The organism is Legionella lansingensis (assembly GCF_900187355.1).
GTDB lineage: Bacteria > Pseudomonadota > Gammaproteobacteria > Legionellales > Legionellaceae > Tatlockia > Tatlockia lansingensis.
This window is the reverse complement of sequence record NZ_LT906451.1, coordinates 961,161-980,773: the sequence shown is the minus strand read 5'-3', so window position 1 is coordinate 980,773 and position 19,613 is coordinate 961,161. Positions and strand designations below refer to the sequence as shown.

The following is a 19,613-nucleotide window of genomic DNA, read 5'->3' as shown; positions in this document are numbered from 1 at the left end:
CACCAGTTAAAAATAAAATATGCAACCTTTGTTTTGCAATGGTCACAAAAGTACATTATATTAACTTATTGTTCTAAATTTGACATCGTGTTAAAATAGACAACACTTAATTTATTCGTCTTATTTAAATTATGCCATTACATAAGCTTTCTAAGCCCATCATCTCTGATAAAAAAGCACTCACAGATCCACGTTATACAATTCTATCTACATTGATCGACAGTTTTAATAAAGCTGAAGAAGGTAGTTCCGAGCAGTTGATGTTCCTTGAACAAATCGACATGTACTCGAGAGCTATCGTTGAACAGTGTGAAGCTGAATTTTTCGAAGAGCGTCCTGAAGCCGCAGCTCTTGGAGCCACGAGTATAATTATAAGTGCGGTTTATGATTGGCGAAACGAGAATAGATTGTTTACTGATACACGAACAGAGCTCATAAAAAAAGCGCTTCGGCAGACAGAAACATTAGGAAGAACACTTGAGCTGTCCTGCAATTTAACGCAGGCAGCTAATTACAAAAAATGTTTAAAAAAGACACTTGAGCAGGTAACCGAATTACAAAAAGACTTTGAGGAAGCAAGCCACCTAGAGGAAGCGCTTAAGCAACTAGATACGTTACAAGAAATGCTTGGGCAAGAAAGTGACATTGATTCACAAGAGTCACTTACGCAAGCACAAGAGGAACTACAGGAAACGCTCAAGCAAATAAGAGACCCCGATAAAACAATATTTCAGCAAGCAAAAAGCTTAGATGACTCTCTAAATCAGAAAAGCCCATTACGAAAGCAGCTTCAGCAGGCCAAAAAACTAGAGACAACGCTGCGTCGGCAAGCAAACAACTTAGAGGAAGCGCTTAAGAAAAAGACACACATATTTCAGGAAACGCTTAAACGAGCAACCAACTTAGAGAAGGAAATTAGAGAGCAGACAACTGGTCCAGAGGAATCGCTTAGGTGCGTAGATGGTTTAGAGCAGACACTTCAACAGACAGGACAATTAACAGAAGCTCTACAACAGAGACTTAAATTGCAAGAGACTCTTAAGCGTAACAGCCTGGAAGGTGCTCTTCAGCTAGCAAACGACTTAGAAAAGACGCTTCAGAAGTCTTCCCCTGGAGCAGAAGCGCTCAGACAGATAAAAAGCTTAGAGAAGGAGCTTAAAGAGGCAAACGGTTTAGAGAAAGCCCTTGAACAAACGCGCATACTGAAGAGTAGGCTTGAGCAGGATCTCGAGATAGAGAAAACATTTCAGAAGACAAATAGCTTACATGGAGAACTACAGCATTTCGGAATACATCGAGATGCATCGATTTTTCTTAGAAGCGGAGAATATTCAGCTGCATATGCCAGTCTATTGAAAGCAAAAAATGAGCAAAAAGAAAGTATTGATGAGGAAGTAACGCAAGAGGATTTGGACTCTGAAACAAGCGTTCTAAGATTTTATGAGCTCATGAATCAGCGTTACTTGATTTTAAGCAACATGTTAAAACAAAAGTGTAAGCTGGAATCAGAGAAAGAAAAGACATCATCTGATCTTTCAAAAGCAGAAGAAGATTTGGATGAGTTGCAAGGTCGCTTGCATAAAACTCATACCAACATGTTTCATTTAATTCAATCTTCATCTGCAGTACAAGCATTATTAGCAGAGCATCGTCATATGCTGCCTTTCTGTCTAGCGAAAGCTGAAGCACGTTTAGAAAACCGAGAAGACAAAACGTTTACTATGGACAAGGAATTTGCAAAGGAAGAAGAAAAACGCTTAGGAAGGAAAGTAAATAATGACAATTTCCTATTCAAGCTTAAAGCACATAATTCAGACATAATGTTAGTCATTCGCAAAGAGGATCGTGACGATTTAGAACATGAGCAGCGGTTACAATCTAACCCCATAGCGAGATTTTTTATTCCTGACTATGTTACTTTCATGGAGCGAGATGAAAAAGGGGGTTATAAACCTGTTAGTATCAGCCGATACGCAACAGGAGGAGATTTAGAACACATTGCCGATAAGCTGGAAATAGAGGATATCGTTCGACAAGCCCAACTTTATTTTGCTCAGATCAGTCGATTTTGCCAAGAGCTAATTGCACTAGGCCTATATCATCCGGATATTAAACTTTCAAATTTTCTTGTTGATTTTCAGCTAACTGAGACCGATCATGGAACTATCACAACTTACAAAATTCAAGTAAGTGATCGAAAGACTCTTTTAAGTAAGAGAAAAATCCCTATTACAGAAGTTAGAACCAGTCCCCTTTATTCACCTCCAGAATTGACGCAACATCTCAATAAAGCGGGAAATAACTTTGGTGCTCGATTAAGAAGATTACATCTCCAGAAGAAGCAGAAACCCCCAGAGATTGATCTTGTGCCCTATATGTCTTTCCAAGTGGGAATAGCATTAAAATTATTTTTAGTGATGGGAAAGGCTTCAATTAATATTCAGCGGGTTAATTTTTTTGATTTTATTCCAAATCCTAGTGTGGAAGAACGAAATTTACTTACTTTAAGTCAGGCACTAACAAGGAATAATCCTAATCAACGAATTAGTTTAGAGACTTTTTCGAACATGCTTTCTTCAGAGAAATTACACCTTAACCCTGAAGAGTTTTGCGTTGAATTAAATAAACTTCATGGACAGGAGGTTTTTCCTGTCGCTACTGCATTGCGTGGGTTAATACAAAAAGGCGAAGAAGATATCAATATCACTGAGCTTAAAGACGCATTGGCCGGTTATAAGGATAATCTTTCATTACTCGACTACGATGCTGAGCTCATGCTCTTAACACTCTTTAAACAAAAAAAGGTTTCCTCAATCTCTTTCCGTGAGGTGGCAATCAAAATAGAAACCATTCAAAAAATTGCAAACCAAGTCCAGATGACTAATAAAAAAGAGTTACAAAAAAAATATCTCGAAACTCTTTATCAAGCTATTGAAGAAGGTAAGCGTTTTCTAGAACCAAACAAAAATGTGAAGGAAACATCTTTCGCTAACCAACTCCTAAGCAAAACATTACTCGAGGTGGAGAAAGACTATGGAGATTATCTAAATAGAATGAGAATGAAGAGTTTATCCCCCAAACTTGAGAATAAAACCCTTACCTTAGAAGAGCTAACAGAGATATTTACATATTTAAATAAATACTTGAGCACGAATATAACAGATCTAGAATTTAAAAAAGATTTCGATTGCTTTAAAACTCAAGCTCACAAATATATTGAGGATGAAGTAGCCACCTATAACTATCATAAAGCCTGGTTCTGGGAAAAATTCTTCGTCTGGCTTGGATGGGCCAAAACCGTTCCTAACAGACTGGAAGCTAACATGAAAGACATGGAGAGCAGCCCAGAACTTCAACACAGTCATAAACTTTTATCTGCCCTTGAGAAAAATAAGGTTAAAGATTTGTTCTTGGATGATAGCCCACTGCAAACAAGCATGGTAACATTTTACGCTCCGAAAGAAGAAAACGAGCTGGCTACGAAGGAAGAAGAGAAGAACCCCGATTCCCATAAAAAAATGCAAACAGCTCTTGGAAAATCTGTTAAACCTACATCTGATCTTGCTCGTCGTCCCGTAAACACATCAAAAATAGACAATAATGAAACTAAACCTGAGCATACACCACCGCAGGAAGATACGGACCCGAGGACTGCTACTACAGAAATTCACAAGGCTTATGATACTACTCAAATATATATTTAGGAGAAATTAGTTACCAAGGATTGAATTCTGATAGTTAGAAAATTTGAAACTGCACATCAAGCTGCGTCATTCCCGCCTTCGCGGGAATGACAGAATATGAATCAAAAAGATATTATTTTAATCTTAATAATATCAACATCCCCTAATGCAATTTTTGGCCGTTGGGGACTTTATAATCCGTGGTGATTAAGCAAATAGCTCCATTTGCATCAGTAAAACCCACCAATAAAAATTGTGAGGTAAATCCAGCCACATTTTTTTCACTTAAATTTACACAGCCAACCACTGATTTTCCCAACAACGATTCTCGTGTGTAGTTAGTGACTTGAGCAGAGGTTTGTAAGATACCGATTTCTTCGCCAAAATCGACCCAGACTTTAGATGCCGGTTTTTTTGCTCTCGGAAATTCTTCCACCTTCACTACGGTTCCAGAACGCAAATCAACACGAGCAAAATCTTCATAACTTATCTTCATATACTACCTTTTTACTAACAGAAAACTTTAAACTAACCCCTTCTCAACCAATGCCACCAACCTAACCGGTGCCTCAGTTCCCTCTTCAACTTTGATAGGTAAAATTAAGATATAACTTCCTAATGGTAGAAGACAACCAGCATTTGCCACATTTTCTACAATATATTTTCCCGCTCCTAAGAAAGTCTTATGAACGTTGTAGCCTGCATCAGGTCGATCGGGAGAGAGAGTATCTACTCCAAGTCCTACCGCATTACGCTGTAATAACATATCAGCTGCATCCTGAGCAACGTAAGGAAAAATATAGTTATTCCGATATTTGTCTCGGTCGACCCAATACTTTTCCCAGCCGGTTCTTAGGATAACAAAAGAATGCTCCTGAATTTTTCCATAGTTCATTTCAAAATAAGAGATATCTTTGGCGGTGATTTGAGTATTTTCTGTGGCCTTTGTAGAAACATCAATGACTACACAAGGAGCCAACAACTGATCTAAATCCAGATCAGCTATGGTCTTACCACCTTTAACGCAATGTGCAGGGGCATCAATATGTGTACCAATTCCCGCATCCATAATAAGACGTTGTACGCGAAAACCTATCTCAGAATCACTATCGTCATAATCTAAAACAGTTTGATGCTGGAAACCGCAATCTCCCTCCCAGCTAGGAATGAAGCCAGACAAGCTATGGGATAAATCGATAAGTGTGTAGGGAAACGGTTTTATGGCCATTATTTCTTCCGTAGCCCTCGCTCTCTTAAGCTCTCTATAGTCACATAGAACACTGGAACAACAAATAAGCTCAAAATCGTTGCTAAAAACATGCCACCCATCACCGTAGTCCCAATCGAATGACGGCTGGATGCACCTGCGCCGGTTGCCACAGCCAAAGGTAAGGTGCCTAAGATAAATGCAAAGGCTGTCATTAAAATGGGCCTTAAGCGTAAGATTGCCGCCTCCAGAGCTGCATCGAAAATGGATGCCCCTGCTTCACGCTTATCCTTAGCAAACTCAACAATAAGAATAGCATTCTTGGCTGCCAATCCAATTAATAAGACAAGGCCAATTTGCGCATAAACATCCAAGGCCAAGGATCGCAACGTTAACGCAAGACCTGCGCCTAATAAAGCCAGAGGAACAACTAATAAAATCATGAAAGGCATGGACCAGCTTTCATAGAGCGCTGCAAGAAAAAGAAATACGAACACTAAACAAAGCATAAAAATAAATGGAGCTAAATTACCTGCTTTTAATTGTTGGTAAACAATGTTTGTCCACTCATAACTTATTCCCTTAGGAAAAACCTGATCAGCCGTTTCTTCAACCGCTTTTATCGCATCACCAGAACTATAACCAGGAGCTGCTGCGCCAGTTACACTAGCGGCTGTGTAAAGATTATAATGAGGAACATTAAAAGGCCCTGTTATAGACCGAACCTTAACCAAACTACTTAAAGGAATCATATCCCCCTTATCACTTTTTACATAAAGCTTATTAATGTCAGAAACTTGTGCTCGCGCTGTCCCTTCAGCCTGTACCATCACACGATAGACTTGATTGTATTTGGTGAAATTATTGACATAATAAGCACCTAAATAGGTCTGTAAAGTCGTCAATAAATTAGTAATGGGAACATTAAGCGCTTTTGCTTTCGTTCTATCAATATCTAGATAAAGCTGCGGAACGCTTGTCGATAGATCAGAAACTAAAGGTGTTAACTCTGGGCGCTTACTTGCTTCGGCAATGAATTTGTTAACAGAGTCTGTCAAGACGTCTATTCCTAAGTTCCCAACATCTTCTACCTCAAGCTGAAATCCACCCACTGAGCCTAATCCAGGTATGGAAGGAGCATTGACGGTCCCAATGATGGCATCCTCGATTTGTGCAAATTGTTTTTGCACTGTCTTCATTATTCCTTGCACATTTAATTCTGGCGTTTTCCGTTGCGACCAGGGGTTAAGAACAACGAATATAACTGCAGCATCAGGTTGATTAATTGAGTCAATAATATTGTACCCATTGACACTTACGATAGCGGAAACCCCTTCGGTTTTTTTCAGGATATCAACGATCTTGGAGACTGTTTTCTCAGTTCGATATAAGGACGAGGCATCAGGTTTTTTAACCACCACAATGAAGTAACCTTGATCTTCTTCAGGAATAAAAGCACTTGGTAGATGGTTAAGAACAAAAAATGTTGCTAAAGCTAAGAGGGCAAATATCAGAAAAACGGATTTTCTATGGTTAAGGCAATACTCAACACCATGTTTATATTTGCGGAGTGCTTTTTCATAACCAGCCTCAAACCACCGGAATATAAAAAAATGGCTTTCTGTCTTCTTTTTTAGCAAAATGCCACAAAGTGCTGGGCTTAGGGTAAGGGAGTTGATACCTGAGAGCGCCACTGAAAAAGCAATGGCTAAAGCAAACTGGTTATAAAGCTGCCCCGTCAATCCTGGAATAAACGCTACTGGCACAAACACAGCCAGAAGAATGAGCGTTGTAGCGAAAATTGGCCCCTGCACTTCTTTAGTCGCCAACAAAACCGCTTCTTTGACATTGGTAATTTGTTGCTCCAATTTTTTCTCAACGTTTTCGACAACCACAATCGCATCATCCACAACCAAACCGATTGCCAAAACGAGGCCAAGCAAACTCAGCAAATTGATTGAAACTCCAAATACACTAAATAACGCAAAAGCACCGATCAGAGACACAGGAATTGCAATGCAGGGAATTAGCGTCGTTCGCCAATTTTGCAAGAAAATAAATACAACAAGAAATACCAATACCAACGCTTGTAAGAGTGTTTTAACTACTTCCCAGAGCGACTCCTTAACAAAATTCGTCGTATCATAATCAATAACGTATGTCATACCATTGGGAAAGTTTTTTGCCAATTCTTTCATGACCACACGAACTTGCTCAGCAATTTGCAAGGCATTAGAACCTGGCAACTGGTAAACACCCAAACTGGCTGTAGGTCCACCGTTTAATTGGGATGTGGTAACGTAGGTTTCTGCACCCATTTCAACTCTTCCCAAATCACGGATGCGAACAATCTGGCCATTCTCATCCGTTCTGACAATAATATCAGCAAATTCCTCAGGCTCACTCAATTGTCCCAGTGTGGAAATTTGATACTGGAAAGGCACATTACTTGGTACAGGTGGTTGACCTATTGCTCCCGTTGCAGCTTGTTGATTCTGATCCTGAATAGCATTAATGACATCTTGAGGACCAAGCCCCATACTAGCCAACTTATTGGGATTAAGCCAAACACGAATGGAGTATTGCAATAAACCAAAATTGTTAACATTACCAACTCCAGGAATTCTGCTTAGCGCCGGAGTAATATGAATATCAGCATAGTTGGTAAGAAAAGCATCATCGAACTCCTTATTTTCGGAGTACACATTGACCACCAAAACCATGTTACTAGAAACTTTTTCAATAGTAACCCCACCTTGGGTAACATCTGCAGGCAGCAACGGTTGGGCGGTGTTTGTTTTGGTTAAAACATCCACTGCAGCGATATCTACGTCATATCCCACATCAAACGTAATGGTAATCAGGGAATTGCCATTGTTAGTACTTGCCGAAGACATGTAAATCATGCCTTCTACCCCATTAATATTGCGCTCTAAAGGAGTGGTAACTGTTTTTGCAACAACATTGGCTCCCGCACCGGTGTATTGTGCACTCACTTGGACTTGTGGAGGCACAATAGAAGGATACTGCGCGATCGGCAGAATGAAGATGCAAATACCACCCACGAGCAACATCAAAAGGGCTATCACCATAGCAAAAATAGGGCGATGAATGAAAAATTTAACCATAGGGCCCCCTATTGCCCATTCATTTTTATAATAACCTTTTGATTCGGTTTTACGTTTTGCAAACCACTCGTCATGATGACGTCGCCAATCTGTAAACCTGATTTAACGATTGATTGATCCTCATATTCGGCTGCCGTAGTGATGGTTCTAACTTCTACCTCATTTTCTTTATTAATAACATAAACCGATTTTTCACCTTGGGTCTCCATGATGGCTTTAGAAGGAATTAGAATCACGTCGCCATGCTCAGTTAAAATAACTTTTATATCAACATAAATACCGGGCAGAAGCAATTTCTCAGGGTTCTGTATAAGTGCCCGCATTAATATTGTTGCGGTGGGAACATCGGCTTGATTATTTACCAAATCAACCTGACCACGGAAAACGAGGTCCTTGTTTTGCGGTAGACTAACCTCAACCTTAAAAGGAACATTCTCTCGATACTTTAAAAATTCACCAAAATCATTAACGCTTGGACTGAATTGTACGTACATGGGGTCTAATTTAACTACCGTTGCAAGCAACGTATTCTTAGTGCCACCAACTAAATTACCAACATCGACGTATCTTTCTCCAATAATTCCATCAATCGGTGAACGCATATAGCAATAGCTCAAATTGATCTTTGCTTCTTCGACTTTTGCCCTACCAACTTCAACATCAGCCTCGGCCTCTTGATAGGTTGCACGCACCTCATCATAACGCGATTGCGATACATCACCCTTCGCCACAAGCTCTTTCATGCGCAAGAATTGTACGCGTTGGAATTCCTGATCGGCTATGCTCCTTGCCAATTGTCCTTGCGCGAGTTCTAACTGTGCCTCGAAAGGCTTAGGGTCAATGACAAATAAGAGCTGGTCCTTTTTAACAGGTTTTCCCTCAACAAAATTCATTTGTGTTAAAAAACCTTCGACCCGAGCTCTGATACCAACACTCGCAATGGATTGCGTGATACCGATATATTCTTTGTAAATAGGAATTTGCGAGGAAACAACTTTAATCGCAGAGACAGTAGGGGTAGGAGCTGTCGGCTGCTTATCCTGATGACATCCTGTAATAAGCATCAGCACTAAGGAACTAAGGCAGAAATATATTTTTATAAAATCCGTTTTTATCATTATTATTCAAGTAATTTTGCGACTGAGTTTGGTTCTATTTGTGAGTTGAACTCTGGAACCAAGCTCTTTAATAAAATGTATAGCTCTGCATTATTATGCATAGTACAAGCCATATTTAACAAACGGATTGTCTGCGTTAATTCCGTCCACTCCAGATTCCGAAATTTTGCTTTAAACAATTTCTCATGTTCTGTCTGCGCCAATTGTTCAGAAGAATGAAACAACTCCTCAAACAATTTTTCACCAGGTCTTAGTCCTGTATACTCTATGGCGATATCTTTTCCCGGTTCTTTTCCAGCCAAACGAATCATCTGTTCGGCAAGATAACTGATTTTAATAGGCTCTCCCATATCCAAGACAAAAATTTCTCCACCCTGACCGTTTACCATGGCTTGCAAAATGAGCTGACAAGCTTCAGGAATGGTCATAAAATAGCGTTCTATATCAGGATGAGTGACAGTAAGAGGTCCGCCAGCTTGTAATTGCTTCTGGAATAAAGGAACCACGCTTCCTGCCGAACCAAGCACATTACCAAAACGAACAGTAATAAATTGCGTATCCACTCGTTCATTTAAATTCTGACAATAAATTTCAGCAACGCGCTTGGTTGTTCCCATAACATTCGTGGGATTAACAGCCTTATCTGTAGAAATTAGAATGAATTTTTCCACACCAACAGCCACACTGGCTTCAGCAACCACCTGTGTACCGATCACGTTGTTTTGAACTGCAACACGCACTTGCTCTTCAAGCATAGGAACATGCTTATAGGCTGCGGCGTGGAAGATGATCTGTGGTTTAAATTGATGAAACAGGAAGTCAACAGCCGTCGCATCTGTTACTGAAATCAATCCCAGTTCAAGAGGACTATTTGGGAATTTTTTCTTTAATTCCAGCTCTATTTTGTAAAGATTAAACTCGGAATTATCAATAATTAACAGTTTGCTAGGATTAAGTTGCATTATTTGGCGGCATAATTCGGAACCAATTGAACCACCTCCCCCAGTTACAATAATATTTTTATCCTTTATGTTTGCAGCGATTTTTTCCCAGTTTAATTGGACTTGGTCACGCCCCAAGAGGTCTTCAATATTCACATCGCGAAGCGCTGTAACCTCAACACGGCCTGCAGCCAGAGCAGAGAGACTAGGCAATGTACGAAAAGGTACTTTGCAACTTTCACAGTGATTGACAATTCGACGCATGGTTGCGGAGCGGGCGGAAGGTATTGCAATAAATATCAGTTGGATATCATAGTTAGCCACTAAATCAACCAGATCTCGTGTGGTGCCCAGTACCCTGACACCATGTACCTCCAACCCTCGTTTTGCCAAATTGTCATCGACAAAGCCAATAGGCCGATAGGATTGTGTACGCTTTAAATCTCTCACCAACCCTTCGCCAGCCCTGCCAGCCCCGATAATTAGAACGCGCTTTGCTTCACCAAAATGACCCTTTTCTTGCCAATCCCAAAAAGACCGCAATGTCAGTCGTGCACCACAAAGCAAAATGACCAAAATCATGTTATATAGCGGCAGGACGGAACGGGGCAAGTGTTGTAGCAAAGAAGCAAAGTATAATGCTAAAACAGTCAAAACTGTCGCAAAAATTGTAGAATTAATAATCCTGGCCACATCTTTAAGGGAAGAAAAACGCCATAGACCACGATAAACCTTGAAATAATAATAACAACCAATTTGCACGGTGGTTAGAATCAACAAGGAAGATAAAGAGTAAAAACTAGTAAGATTACGAGGGAAAGGCTGCAAGTTATATCTTAGCCAATAAGCAAGATACCAAGCACATGGTATAGCAAACACGTCGAAAGCAATGACAGGCAATTTCTTATAAAATTTTTGTAAAAAATGACTAAGGCTCTGCATATTGGAAAAATCCTTTAGATTTACTGCGCCAATTTCCTAAAAAATAAAAAATGAATATTACTACAGCTTCACTTTGAGAGTGTATAAATTTCATAGCGATATAACGATTTTTGATTGCCTGTCGTGAGAATCGCTCTGAATTTGTATAAATTGGTATTTTTCAGCCTTTGCTGTAAACAAAAGTCAGCTGGTGTATACCTGATTTCTCCTTTTTCTACTAAAGAGGTTAAAATAATTGCATCCGGATGGCTGATAAATACTTGATTACATAAAAAAAAGTACATATCTTGTGCTGATGCATTTACCATTTGTTTATTATTGAGACAATAAGAATCAATAAAATTTAAAGAGCTCATATAAGGAATCATTCCGCTATCAGCTAAAACAACATAGCTACCTGGCTTCATGTGTTGATTTAACCAGTTAACCACATTTTGCCGAAGGCGCAAACCGAGTTTTGGGTTTATGGTGAAGTAGCGGTAATTTGCTAAGGTCATTTTGGGAATAAACAATAAAGCGATCACTACCACAGTCACTAGAAGAGCAGCAAAATAAAAGACGTCCTCTTGCGGGAAAACGTATTTAATTGCAATGTTAATGCCCTGCAGGGTCAATGGTAAAAGTAAAATAAAGGCCGGTAAAAACAGACGATTAGCAAAAGCCGCTACTGGATCAGCACCAATGAGTAGCAGTAAATAAATCAAACTTGGCAGCCACAAAAAATAATTGCGTTTATCATGAGCTCTGCGAATAATCGCCGGTAGCGCTAATAGGATAAAGGGCCATGCTAGACGTAAATAGACTAAGTCCAACTGTAAAGAAAAATCAACAAGGCCCTTACAGTAGATGGCATTGGGAAATAACCGCCCATAATAATGCCAACGCCAGAAAAAATAAGGCATAAAGAGTATAAAAAAGATAAGACAGCTCAATAACCAATTTTGCAAATAGTTTCTTTTCATATGCTTTGGACTATCAAAGAGAGCCCAACTATAAAAAACAACGATCAGGGCTGGAGCTTCGGGTCTGGTCATACTGGCTAAAGCGAAGAGTGCTCCAGTCACCACCCAGAAAACGTTCTTTCCTTCTTCTCTGCTACCCGGAAACGAACGGTAGCCCATGGCTCTCAATAAAAAAAATAAAGAGGCACAAATTAATCCCTGATACACCGTGGTCTCTAAACCACTAACACTCCACAGAATCTCACCGTTGTATAGCAATAACCAAAAACAAGGGATAACAGCAACCCAAGATGAAAACCACAACCTAGAGAGACCGTATAGACTTATAGTGCTTACCAACAACCCAAGCACTCCAAAACTTTTGAGCGTAATGACGGGATCTAGATTGAATTGAATAGCAAGGGCAGCAAGGACAACAAAACTAAAATTTGAATAACCTTCAACAGGGTCTTCACTAATGTTCCATAATAGGCCATGCCCTTCTGCCCAATGTTTAGCGTAACGTAAAGGGATGTACATATCATCAATCGTGAAGGGCCAAATAGCACTGACTTGCATCACCAGAAGGTAATAAAAAGATAACAGCAAAAAAGCGACCAAGATGCATCGACGAAGCAATTCTCCTCTGCAGTAGAGTTTCGAAAGAAGTCTATTGATCATTTCATGAGCGCAATCACAGTAAGAGTCAGAAAACACAGTAAATTAAAGCGGGATAAATTATCTCTAAAGAAAATGGAGACTGGATCGTCATTATCAGAATTGCGGGTTGTTAACCATGCAAAACGCCATAATCCAATTGCTGCAAAAGGGAGCGTCAACAAAAAATAGAACGATTCATCTCGAGCATAGATGGTATAAAAAAGATAAGTGACAAAGCTCGCTATAGCGGTAATTGTTATAAGGTTATCTAATAAATGAGGCGAATATTTTCTTAAAACAGCTCTGGTAGCAGAACGCAACCCCAATTGCTTTTCCAATCTTCGCTTACAGAGAGCAATAAATAAGCTAATTAGAGTAGCTGTGAACGCTAACCACCAGGAAATTGGCAGATCAATCCCTATAGTCCCTGCTAAAACTCGAAGCAGGAAACCACTTGCAATACAGAGAACATCAAGAATAGGAACATTTTTTAGTACATGATTATAGGCCAGGTTAATGAGTAAGTAGATTCCAAGAAGTGCAGCCAGGTTACTTGAAATTAGCCAAGCAAGAATGAATCCAGTGAGCAAAAGGATAGCAAGCATGCTGACTGCAAAATCCAGTGAAATTTCTCCAGAAGCCAAGGGACGATAACGCTTTTTGGGGTGTAGCTGATCTTCTTCTATGTCCTGAATGTCATTGTAAATGTAAACAGCGCTAGCAATGAGACAAAATGCAAGCGCAGCAAGTAAAGCATTAGGAAGGTATTGCAATGATCCAGCATAAAAAACACCCAGGAGAACAAATGCTGCTTTAGTCCAATGGGATAGTCTTAGTAACTTGATGCATTGTTTTATTGACGTCATAACCAACAGCCTAAGATAATATTTTTTATTCTTATCACGTCACTATATCATCAGTTTTTCAATAGGTTAATTAGGGCTGTTCAATTCGTCTATAATATCTACGTACCGCGGGCTTGTCCGCGGTATCCAGAAATCTCATGGAAGCCGACGTACAAGCCGCGGCACGTAGGCAACGGTATGAATAGTCAACATGTCCTAGTGTTACTTTTACAATAGCTAAACATAATAATTTAGTAAAAATTAACCAACTGAGATTGCATTTAACCAAGGAATCCGTAATATAGAAAGCTAGGATGATATTTCAACAAGGATGTGAGGTGACTATGGGCTTCGTACTTTCTGATAAATTTCTGCCAAGGATGGCAAGTCTTCGGTCAGACTACCAAAATGAGGCCAAGGTAATTTTGGAGGGAACACAAGGCCCCAATCGCTTGAGTCTTTTTCTAGGTGCGAAAGACACTAAAACCAGGGATAAGCAGATTGCTTTTATTGAAAAATGGCTTGCTGCACTCGACAACGACCTCCATCCCGAAAGACTTTTTCTTCAGGAAGCACTTCCCGGATCGGAAAAAGATACTTTAGTAACAAGTAATCCTGAAGACACCCAAGCTCCCTCCTCCTCTATACCGAAAGAGCCATTCCTGCTCCATATTCCAGCCGAAGCAATGGAGAATCAGATCACCGCTTTACGTGTTCTTGTTACAGCATCTCTATACCTCAAATCTCAGATCGACTCAACTTATTCGAATTATTCCGTGCGGTCTGGGGAATATTCGATTTTAGAGCAATTACTTAACAAAGCGATGGGGCTTAGTTCTACAAATCCTATGGATGAAGAAACACGAGCCTGCTGCCTGTTGGCAGCAAAGCGCTACCTCACCGAAAAGGGTCGGTTTGAAACGATAAACGCTGTTTTGCGTCCCCGTTTCACGGAATCCCAATGGAATGATTTTTTAGTATGGGTAATCAATCAATGTGATGGGCTACACCCCAAGTATAAGACAAATTACCCAGTAACGCGCGTCATGATGCCACTATTTGGGAAGCCTCTTGAATTAGCCGGGTATACTACCGGTTTCTTACTGGGCGAGATGGTAGGCAAATCCACCAAATTATTGAAAGGTCGTATAGCATTAACGGGTGTAATCAGTAGTGGTTTGATGTTTTTTATGGGTCCAACAGCCAGTGTTGGCGTCATGTTACTCGCACCCACTTATGCCGGAAAAATTTTAGACGCGTATTGTGGTGTTACCTTGGCTTGGGTACTAGGAACAGTCGGTAATATGGCTGGGCAAGGTATTGGTTTGGGCGTTGGCTTGTCCTTGGATTTGAGTTGGAAATTAATTTACAAAACTTGCAAGGTAATAGGCAGGCTTTATTCAAGCCATGAAAGTATGGAAAAGTTAACGGGCATTTGTCTAACGGATGGGGCTCGTATGTTGAATGGACATAAACTAGAAATTGTTGAGGTGGACAGTTCAGCATTTGCGAAAGAGAACTGTATAGTAAAAGTTGAGGCTGATGATAGCGCTTTAAAAATAACCCTTAACGACGAACAGGCTATCATTCCTTGGCAAGATGGACAGCCTGCTTATTTAGAAGCATTGAAAAAACTCCTGCTAGCGAAAGCCAATGAAGGCAAAATACAATTGCTCCCAGACGATGATAGCGTACAGAAAAACCAAGAAAATCCAACCACTGTAATTACAGAAGAACTGCAAGGGGATAGTCTAGAAGAAAGCAAAAGGCAAATTCAGTTAACTGTTTGATTTTTTTTAATTTTTTATTCATACCCAAGATTCAGGGGATCCTTCGCGGCGCTCAGGATCTCTGAATCTTGGATATGATAGAGCTTTCATATTATTTCTTTTTTTCTGCTCCCGGGCTCATTAAACTAGATACAACACTGACAATTAAAATAATAACTATCACACCCAAAGCAATAATGGTCGGCACATGTAGCCAGTAACTTACTATCATTTTCAAACCAATAAAAATCAGGATGCAAGCTATCCCATATTTTAAAAGATGGAAACGATCTGCCAAATTTCTCAATAAAAAATACATGGCACGCAAACCTAAGATAGCAAAAATATTGGACGTAAAAATAATGAAGGGATCCTCAGTAATAGCAAAAATAGCTGGAATGCTGTCTAGGGCAAAAATCAAATCGCTCATTTCAATAAGTACTAATACTAAAAATAAAGGCGTAATGAACCATTGATTATTTTTTTTAATAAAAAAACGCTCTTCATATAAGTCTTTCGTCACTCTTAGATATTTCCGCATGACAATTAAAATTGGATTGGTATCCAACCTTGCATCTTTCTCAGCAAAGAAAAATAATCTCACACCACTAATCAAGAGAAAGATGCCAAAAAGGTAGAGTATCCAATGAAATTTGGCCACCAAAAAGACCCCTAATAAAATGAGCAGCAAGCGCATGAAAATAGCGCCTAAAACCCCAAATAGTAATACACGACGCTGATACTCAGGTGGAATACAAAAATAATTAAAGATCATGATGAAAATGAACATATTGTCCATTGAGAGCGATTCTTCGATTAAATACCCTGTCAAAAACTCGAGAGCTCTTGCGTGGGCGATTGCAGGGGTTGTGGTATGTAGCAAATAAATCCAGAGAAGGAGATTAAATATCAGAGCCAAGGTTATCCATGTAATCACCCATGCCAACGCTTCCCTTGTTGAGACAAAATGGGCTTTTTTTCCACTTAACATAAAGATATCAATGGCAAGCATCAAGCCGATAAAGAGAAAAAAACCTGCCCACATCCACCATTCACTGATTGACTGCATCCATTGCTCCTAGCCAACTGAAATAGGGAATATCCCATGTCATTTGGTGATCGATTTAATAATTTAATGGATAAATTTAATTATATTTGTATTATTTTAATACAATCTTAAGGTTTATATGTAAAAATAATCCTCAAGTACTTTTAAGGAAATCCATTTTATGAGACAGAAATCTGACTATACCAGTGAATCTTTAAACTGGACACCATCCATGTTTCAACCGCTAGGTAACAGCAAAAGTCAAATGACTGAACTTTCAGCTGTTAGCTTGACCCCAATGGAATTGTTGTTAAGATCATACAAAAAATATCCCCTCCTGGAAGGTTATAAAGATCTTAGAACCATCCGTTCAGAAAACAGAGATTATGAGGGTGTTGAGTTGCTCAATAATCCCACTGACTTAATCAGTGGCAGAGATTATTTATATGTGATCACTGAAAGTGGCCAAATTTGGTTTGCTCCCCAGTATGTAAAAGGCAACAAACTCACTCATGGGGGTCTACTAAGAAAAGCCTTGAAAATACCTGAGGGTGAGCCTACTCCACCCGTACTTTCCGCAGGTCTTATAGGAAGAGATGAGAATCGTTTCTTTCTCAACCTTGCTAGCGGACATTTTATACCAGGATTTAATGCTTATTTCCCTACACTCGAAACATTAAGCAGTATAATTCCTGAAAAAGAAGTTTATATTCAATTTGTTGGTCATTATAAAAGTCTGGATGCACGTTCCTGTGACAGGATCAATTTTCAGGGTGTGCAAGAAAATCAGTCTTTCAGGCTAAGTCTTCTCAGTTACATCCAGGAAAACAGCCACAAAGTGGCCCTATGCGATTCTGTACGTAAAATCTTCTCAGCAATAAATGTTTCCGGCGAAGATTTCAGCGACGAGAAAACATTTACCTTCTCTCAGGAAGAAGTAAATGAGCTATTTAAAGATGAAAAATTAGCCGAGCTCCTTAAAAAACATGCTTCACTCTGCCCTGAGGAGATGCAATCTCTCATGAGTAATCTCGGCGGTGACTTTGGTATGAAGACTTAAATAGGATTAGAGCTATCAATAAAATAGTGCTCTAATTGGAAATTAACGGCTAGATGTTTGCCTAATTCTTGAATGCCATAACGTTCTGTCGCATGATGTCCACAGGCAAAATAGTGGATTCCCAACTCTTTCGCCTGATAGTAAGTACGTTCAGATATTTCTCCACTGATATAAGCATCTGCACCAAGATGATATGCATCCTCAATAAAATCTTGGGCAGCCCCCGTGCACCAGGCTAGCCGCTTTATGACCTTAGCCTTTCCTGCAATATGCAAAGGCTTTCTTTGCAACTGTTGCTCCAATTCGCTTAAAAATTCAGGAATAACTTTAGGCTCCCCAAATACCCCTGACCATAAAAGATTCGCTGTTTTTCCTGCTCGATGCATTTCAGTAGTACTTAGATTTAACCGCTTCGCAAGGCTTGCATTATTGCCAAATTCAGGATGACAATCGAGAGGCAAGTGGTAAGCAAACAGTGAAATGTCATGAGTCAATAATTTACCAAGACGTTGACGCTTCATTCCTGTAATGTTGGGCTCCTCTCCTCGCCAAAAATATCCGTGATGAACGAGCAAAGCATCTGCTTGGAGTACAAGCGCGTGTTCAATCGTCTCAGCGGATGCAGTCACTGCTGTACAGATCCGTTGAATGTTTGTTTTACCCTCAACCTGCAACCCATTAGGTGCGTAATCATTAAAATCAGCGCAACTTAGAAGGTCATGCAGATAGGATGCTAATGCATCACGTGCAATCACCTTACGGAAACCCTCTTGATATCCGCTCCGAGCATGGACAATTTCTCTTCAATGCGCTCATAACCGCGATCCACATGATAGACCCGTTCTACAGTTGTTTCTCCTTCAGCCGCAAGACCCGCCAAAATCAGGCTGGCGGAGGCTCGTAAATCGGTTGCCATCACCGGTGCACCAGTCAATTTTCCCACACCAGTTATCATTGCTGTATTGCCATTTAAATGGATTTGGGCTCCCATTCTTTGTAATTCTTGTACATGCATAAAGCGGTTTTCAAAAATGTTCTCAATCACCGATGACGAGCCATCAGCCAGCGTATTTAATGCCATAAATTGCGCTTGCATATCCGTGGGAAAAGCTGGGTAAGGGGCGGTGGAAATATTAACCGCTTGCGGTCGTAGGCCATGCATATTCACCGTCACCCAATCTTCTCCGATTGCTAATTCAGCACCGGCCTCCTCAAACTTACATAGCATAGAGAGTAAATTATCGGGTTTTACACGACGCACAGTCACTTTTCCACGAGTTATAGCTCCTGCAACGAGATAAGTCCCCGCTTCAATACGATCAGGCATAACAGCATAGGTGCCTCCTGATAAGGCATCGACACCTTCCACTTCTATTGTTCCGGTGCCCGCACCAGTGATCTTAGCGCCCATTTGATTCAAAAAATTGGCCAGATCAACCACCTCAGGTTCACGAGCTGCGTTTTTAATTAGCGTTTTTCCTTCAGCGAGAACAGCGGCCATTAATACATTTTCAGTACCGGTTACGGTAACGGAATCAAAGACCAATGTTTTACCTTGCAGCCGACCCTTTTTACAGCGAGCTTTGATATAGCCATTTTTTACCGTAATATCAGCTCCCATGGTTTTTAAAGCCTTAAGATGCAAGTCAACCGGGCGTGTACCTATCGCACAACCGCCAGGAAGAGAAACATCAGCTTGGCCAAAACGAGCCAATAGGGGACCTAATACTAGAATAGAGGCACGCATGGTTTTTACTAGCTCATAAGGTGCAACATACTCAGTGATATGGGATGCGTCCACCTGAACATTCATTTTTTCATCAACGGTTAACTGTGTACCCAATTGCCCTAAAAGCTCCATCATCGTGGTGACATCTTTAAGATGAGGGACATTAGCAATGGTCACATTGTCGTTAGCGAGAAGAGTGGCCGCCATGATGGGTAGTGCTGAATTTTTTGCTCCCGAAATGATGACCTCGCCTTGTAAGGCTTTGCCACCATTGATAATTAGCTTATCCATGATTTTTCTCCCACTCTGCCTTCGTTAAAGTCTTCATACTTATCGCATGCAGACTACCGGTCGTAATGTAATCTTTGAGTTTTGCATAAACCCATTGCTGTCTGGCCACTTTTGACTTGCCGATAAAGGCATCCGATACGATCGTTAACTGATAATGGTAGCCATCCCCTTCCACTCGCACAAAATCAACGTCACCTGCTTCAGCCAGACGATCTTCTAATTCTTTATTATTCATGCAACATACTCTCACA

Annotated in this window: 14 protein-coding genes; 3 read left to right on the top strand and 11 right to left on the bottom strand. The window is 40.2% G+C overall.

The window, feature by feature from the left end; translation table 11 throughout:
• Positions 1-131: 131 nt before the first annotated feature.
• Positions 132-3,704, top strand: a complete 3,573-nt coding sequence (locus tag CKV79_RS04475) for a hypothetical protein (protein ID WP_028374420.1) — start codon at positions 132-134, stop codon at positions 3,702-3,704.
• Between the two features lie 142 nt (positions 3,705-3,846).
• Here the strand turns inward: CKV79_RS04475 and CKV79_RS04470 are convergent, their stop codons facing one another.
• From CKV79_RS04470 to CKV79_RS04440, 7 genes are all read right to left on the bottom strand, one after another.
• The gene (locus CKV79_RS04470; protein WP_028374421.1) at positions 3,847-4,179 is read right to left on the bottom strand and encodes a tRNA-binding protein; all 333 of its coding nucleotides are present in this window, start codon (positions 4,177-4,179) and stop codon (positions 3,847-3,849) included.
• 27 nt (positions 4,180-4,206) lie between these two features.
• Positions 4,207-4,911 (bottom strand): cyclase family protein, encoded by a 705-nt coding sequence (locus CKV79_RS04465; RefSeq protein ID WP_028374422.1) that lies wholly within the window; start codon positions 4,909-4,911, stop codon positions 4,207-4,209.
• Positions 4,911-8,018, bottom strand: a complete 3,108-nt coding sequence (locus tag CKV79_RS04460) for an efflux RND transporter permease subunit (protein WP_035916407.1) — start codon at positions 8,016-8,018, stop codon at positions 4,911-4,913. The genes CKV79_RS04465 and CKV79_RS04460 overlap by 1 nt, the downstream gene beginning before the upstream one ends.
• Positions 8,019-8,026: 8 nt before the next feature.
• Entirely contained in the window at positions 8,027-9,136 is a 1,110-nt protein-coding gene (locus tag CKV79_RS04455; protein ID WP_051546344.1) for an efflux RND transporter periplasmic adaptor subunit, read from the bottom strand.
• 2 nt (positions 9,137-9,138) lie between these two features.
• On the bottom strand, positions 9,139-11,019 hold the full coding sequence (locus CKV79_RS04450; protein WP_028374423.1) for a polysaccharide biosynthesis protein: 1,881 nt from the start codon (positions 11,017-11,019) through the stop codon (positions 9,139-9,141).
• A 68-nt stretch (positions 11,020-11,087) separates the two neighbouring features.
• Entirely contained in the window at positions 11,088-12,641 is a 1,554-nt protein-coding gene (locus CKV79_RS04445) for a protein LphB (protein ID WP_231950211.1), read from the bottom strand.
• Positions 12,638-13,486 carry a decaprenyl-phosphate phosphoribosyltransferase gene (locus CKV79_RS04440; RefSeq protein WP_035916409.1) on the bottom strand — a complete coding sequence of 283 codons (849 nt, stop codon included), beginning with the start codon at positions 13,484-13,486 and terminating at the stop codon, positions 12,638-12,640. Before CKV79_RS04440 ends, CKV79_RS04445 begins: the two co-directional genes overlap by 4 nt.
• A gap of 323 nt (positions 13,487-13,809) precedes the next feature.
• Here CKV79_RS04440 and CKV79_RS04435 point away from each other — a divergent pair, with 323 nt between their 5' ends.
• Complete coding sequence (locus CKV79_RS04435; RefSeq protein WP_028374426.1) at positions 13,810-15,255, top strand: hypothetical protein; 1,446 nt, start codon at positions 13,810-13,812, stop codon at positions 15,253-15,255.
• A gap of 91 nt (positions 15,256-15,346) precedes the next feature.
• Here the strand turns inward: CKV79_RS04435 and CKV79_RS04430 are convergent, their stop codons facing one another.
• Positions 15,347-16,303 (bottom strand): TerC family protein, encoded by a 957-nt coding sequence (locus tag CKV79_RS04430; RefSeq protein WP_028374427.1) that lies wholly within the window; start codon positions 16,301-16,303, stop codon positions 15,347-15,349.
• Positions 16,304-16,463: 160 nt separating this feature from the next.
• On the opposite strand from CKV79_RS04430, the gene CKV79_RS04425 reads away from it, so the two are divergent.
• The gene (locus CKV79_RS04425; RefSeq protein ID WP_028374428.1) at positions 16,464-17,342 is read left to right on the top strand and encodes a hypothetical protein; all 879 of its coding nucleotides are present in this window, start codon (positions 16,464-16,466) and stop codon (positions 17,340-17,342) included.
• Here CKV79_RS04425 and CKV79_RS04420 read toward each other — a convergent pair.
• The 3 genes from CKV79_RS04420 to CKV79_RS04410 are packed head-to-tail and all read right to left on the bottom strand — an operon-like array spanning position 17,339 to position 19,597.
• Complete coding sequence (locus tag CKV79_RS04420) at positions 17,339-18,097, bottom strand: Nif3-like dinuclear metal center hexameric protein (protein WP_028374429.1); 759 nt, start codon at positions 18,095-18,097, stop codon at positions 17,339-17,341. The genes CKV79_RS04425 and CKV79_RS04420 overlap by 4 nt on opposite strands.
• The gene (murA, locus tag CKV79_RS04415; protein WP_028374430.1) at positions 18,094-19,362 is read right to left on the bottom strand and encodes a UDP-N-acetylglucosamine 1-carboxyvinyltransferase; all 1,269 of its coding nucleotides are present in this window, start codon (positions 19,360-19,362) and stop codon (positions 18,094-18,096) included. Before murA ends, CKV79_RS04420 begins: the two co-directional genes overlap by 4 nt.
• The gene (locus tag CKV79_RS04410) at positions 19,355-19,597 is read right to left on the bottom strand and encodes a BolA family protein (RefSeq protein ID WP_028374431.1); all 243 of its coding nucleotides are present in this window, start codon (positions 19,595-19,597) and stop codon (positions 19,355-19,357) included. Before CKV79_RS04410 ends, murA begins: the two co-directional genes overlap by 8 nt.
• Positions 19,598-19,613 lie beyond the last annotated feature (16 nt).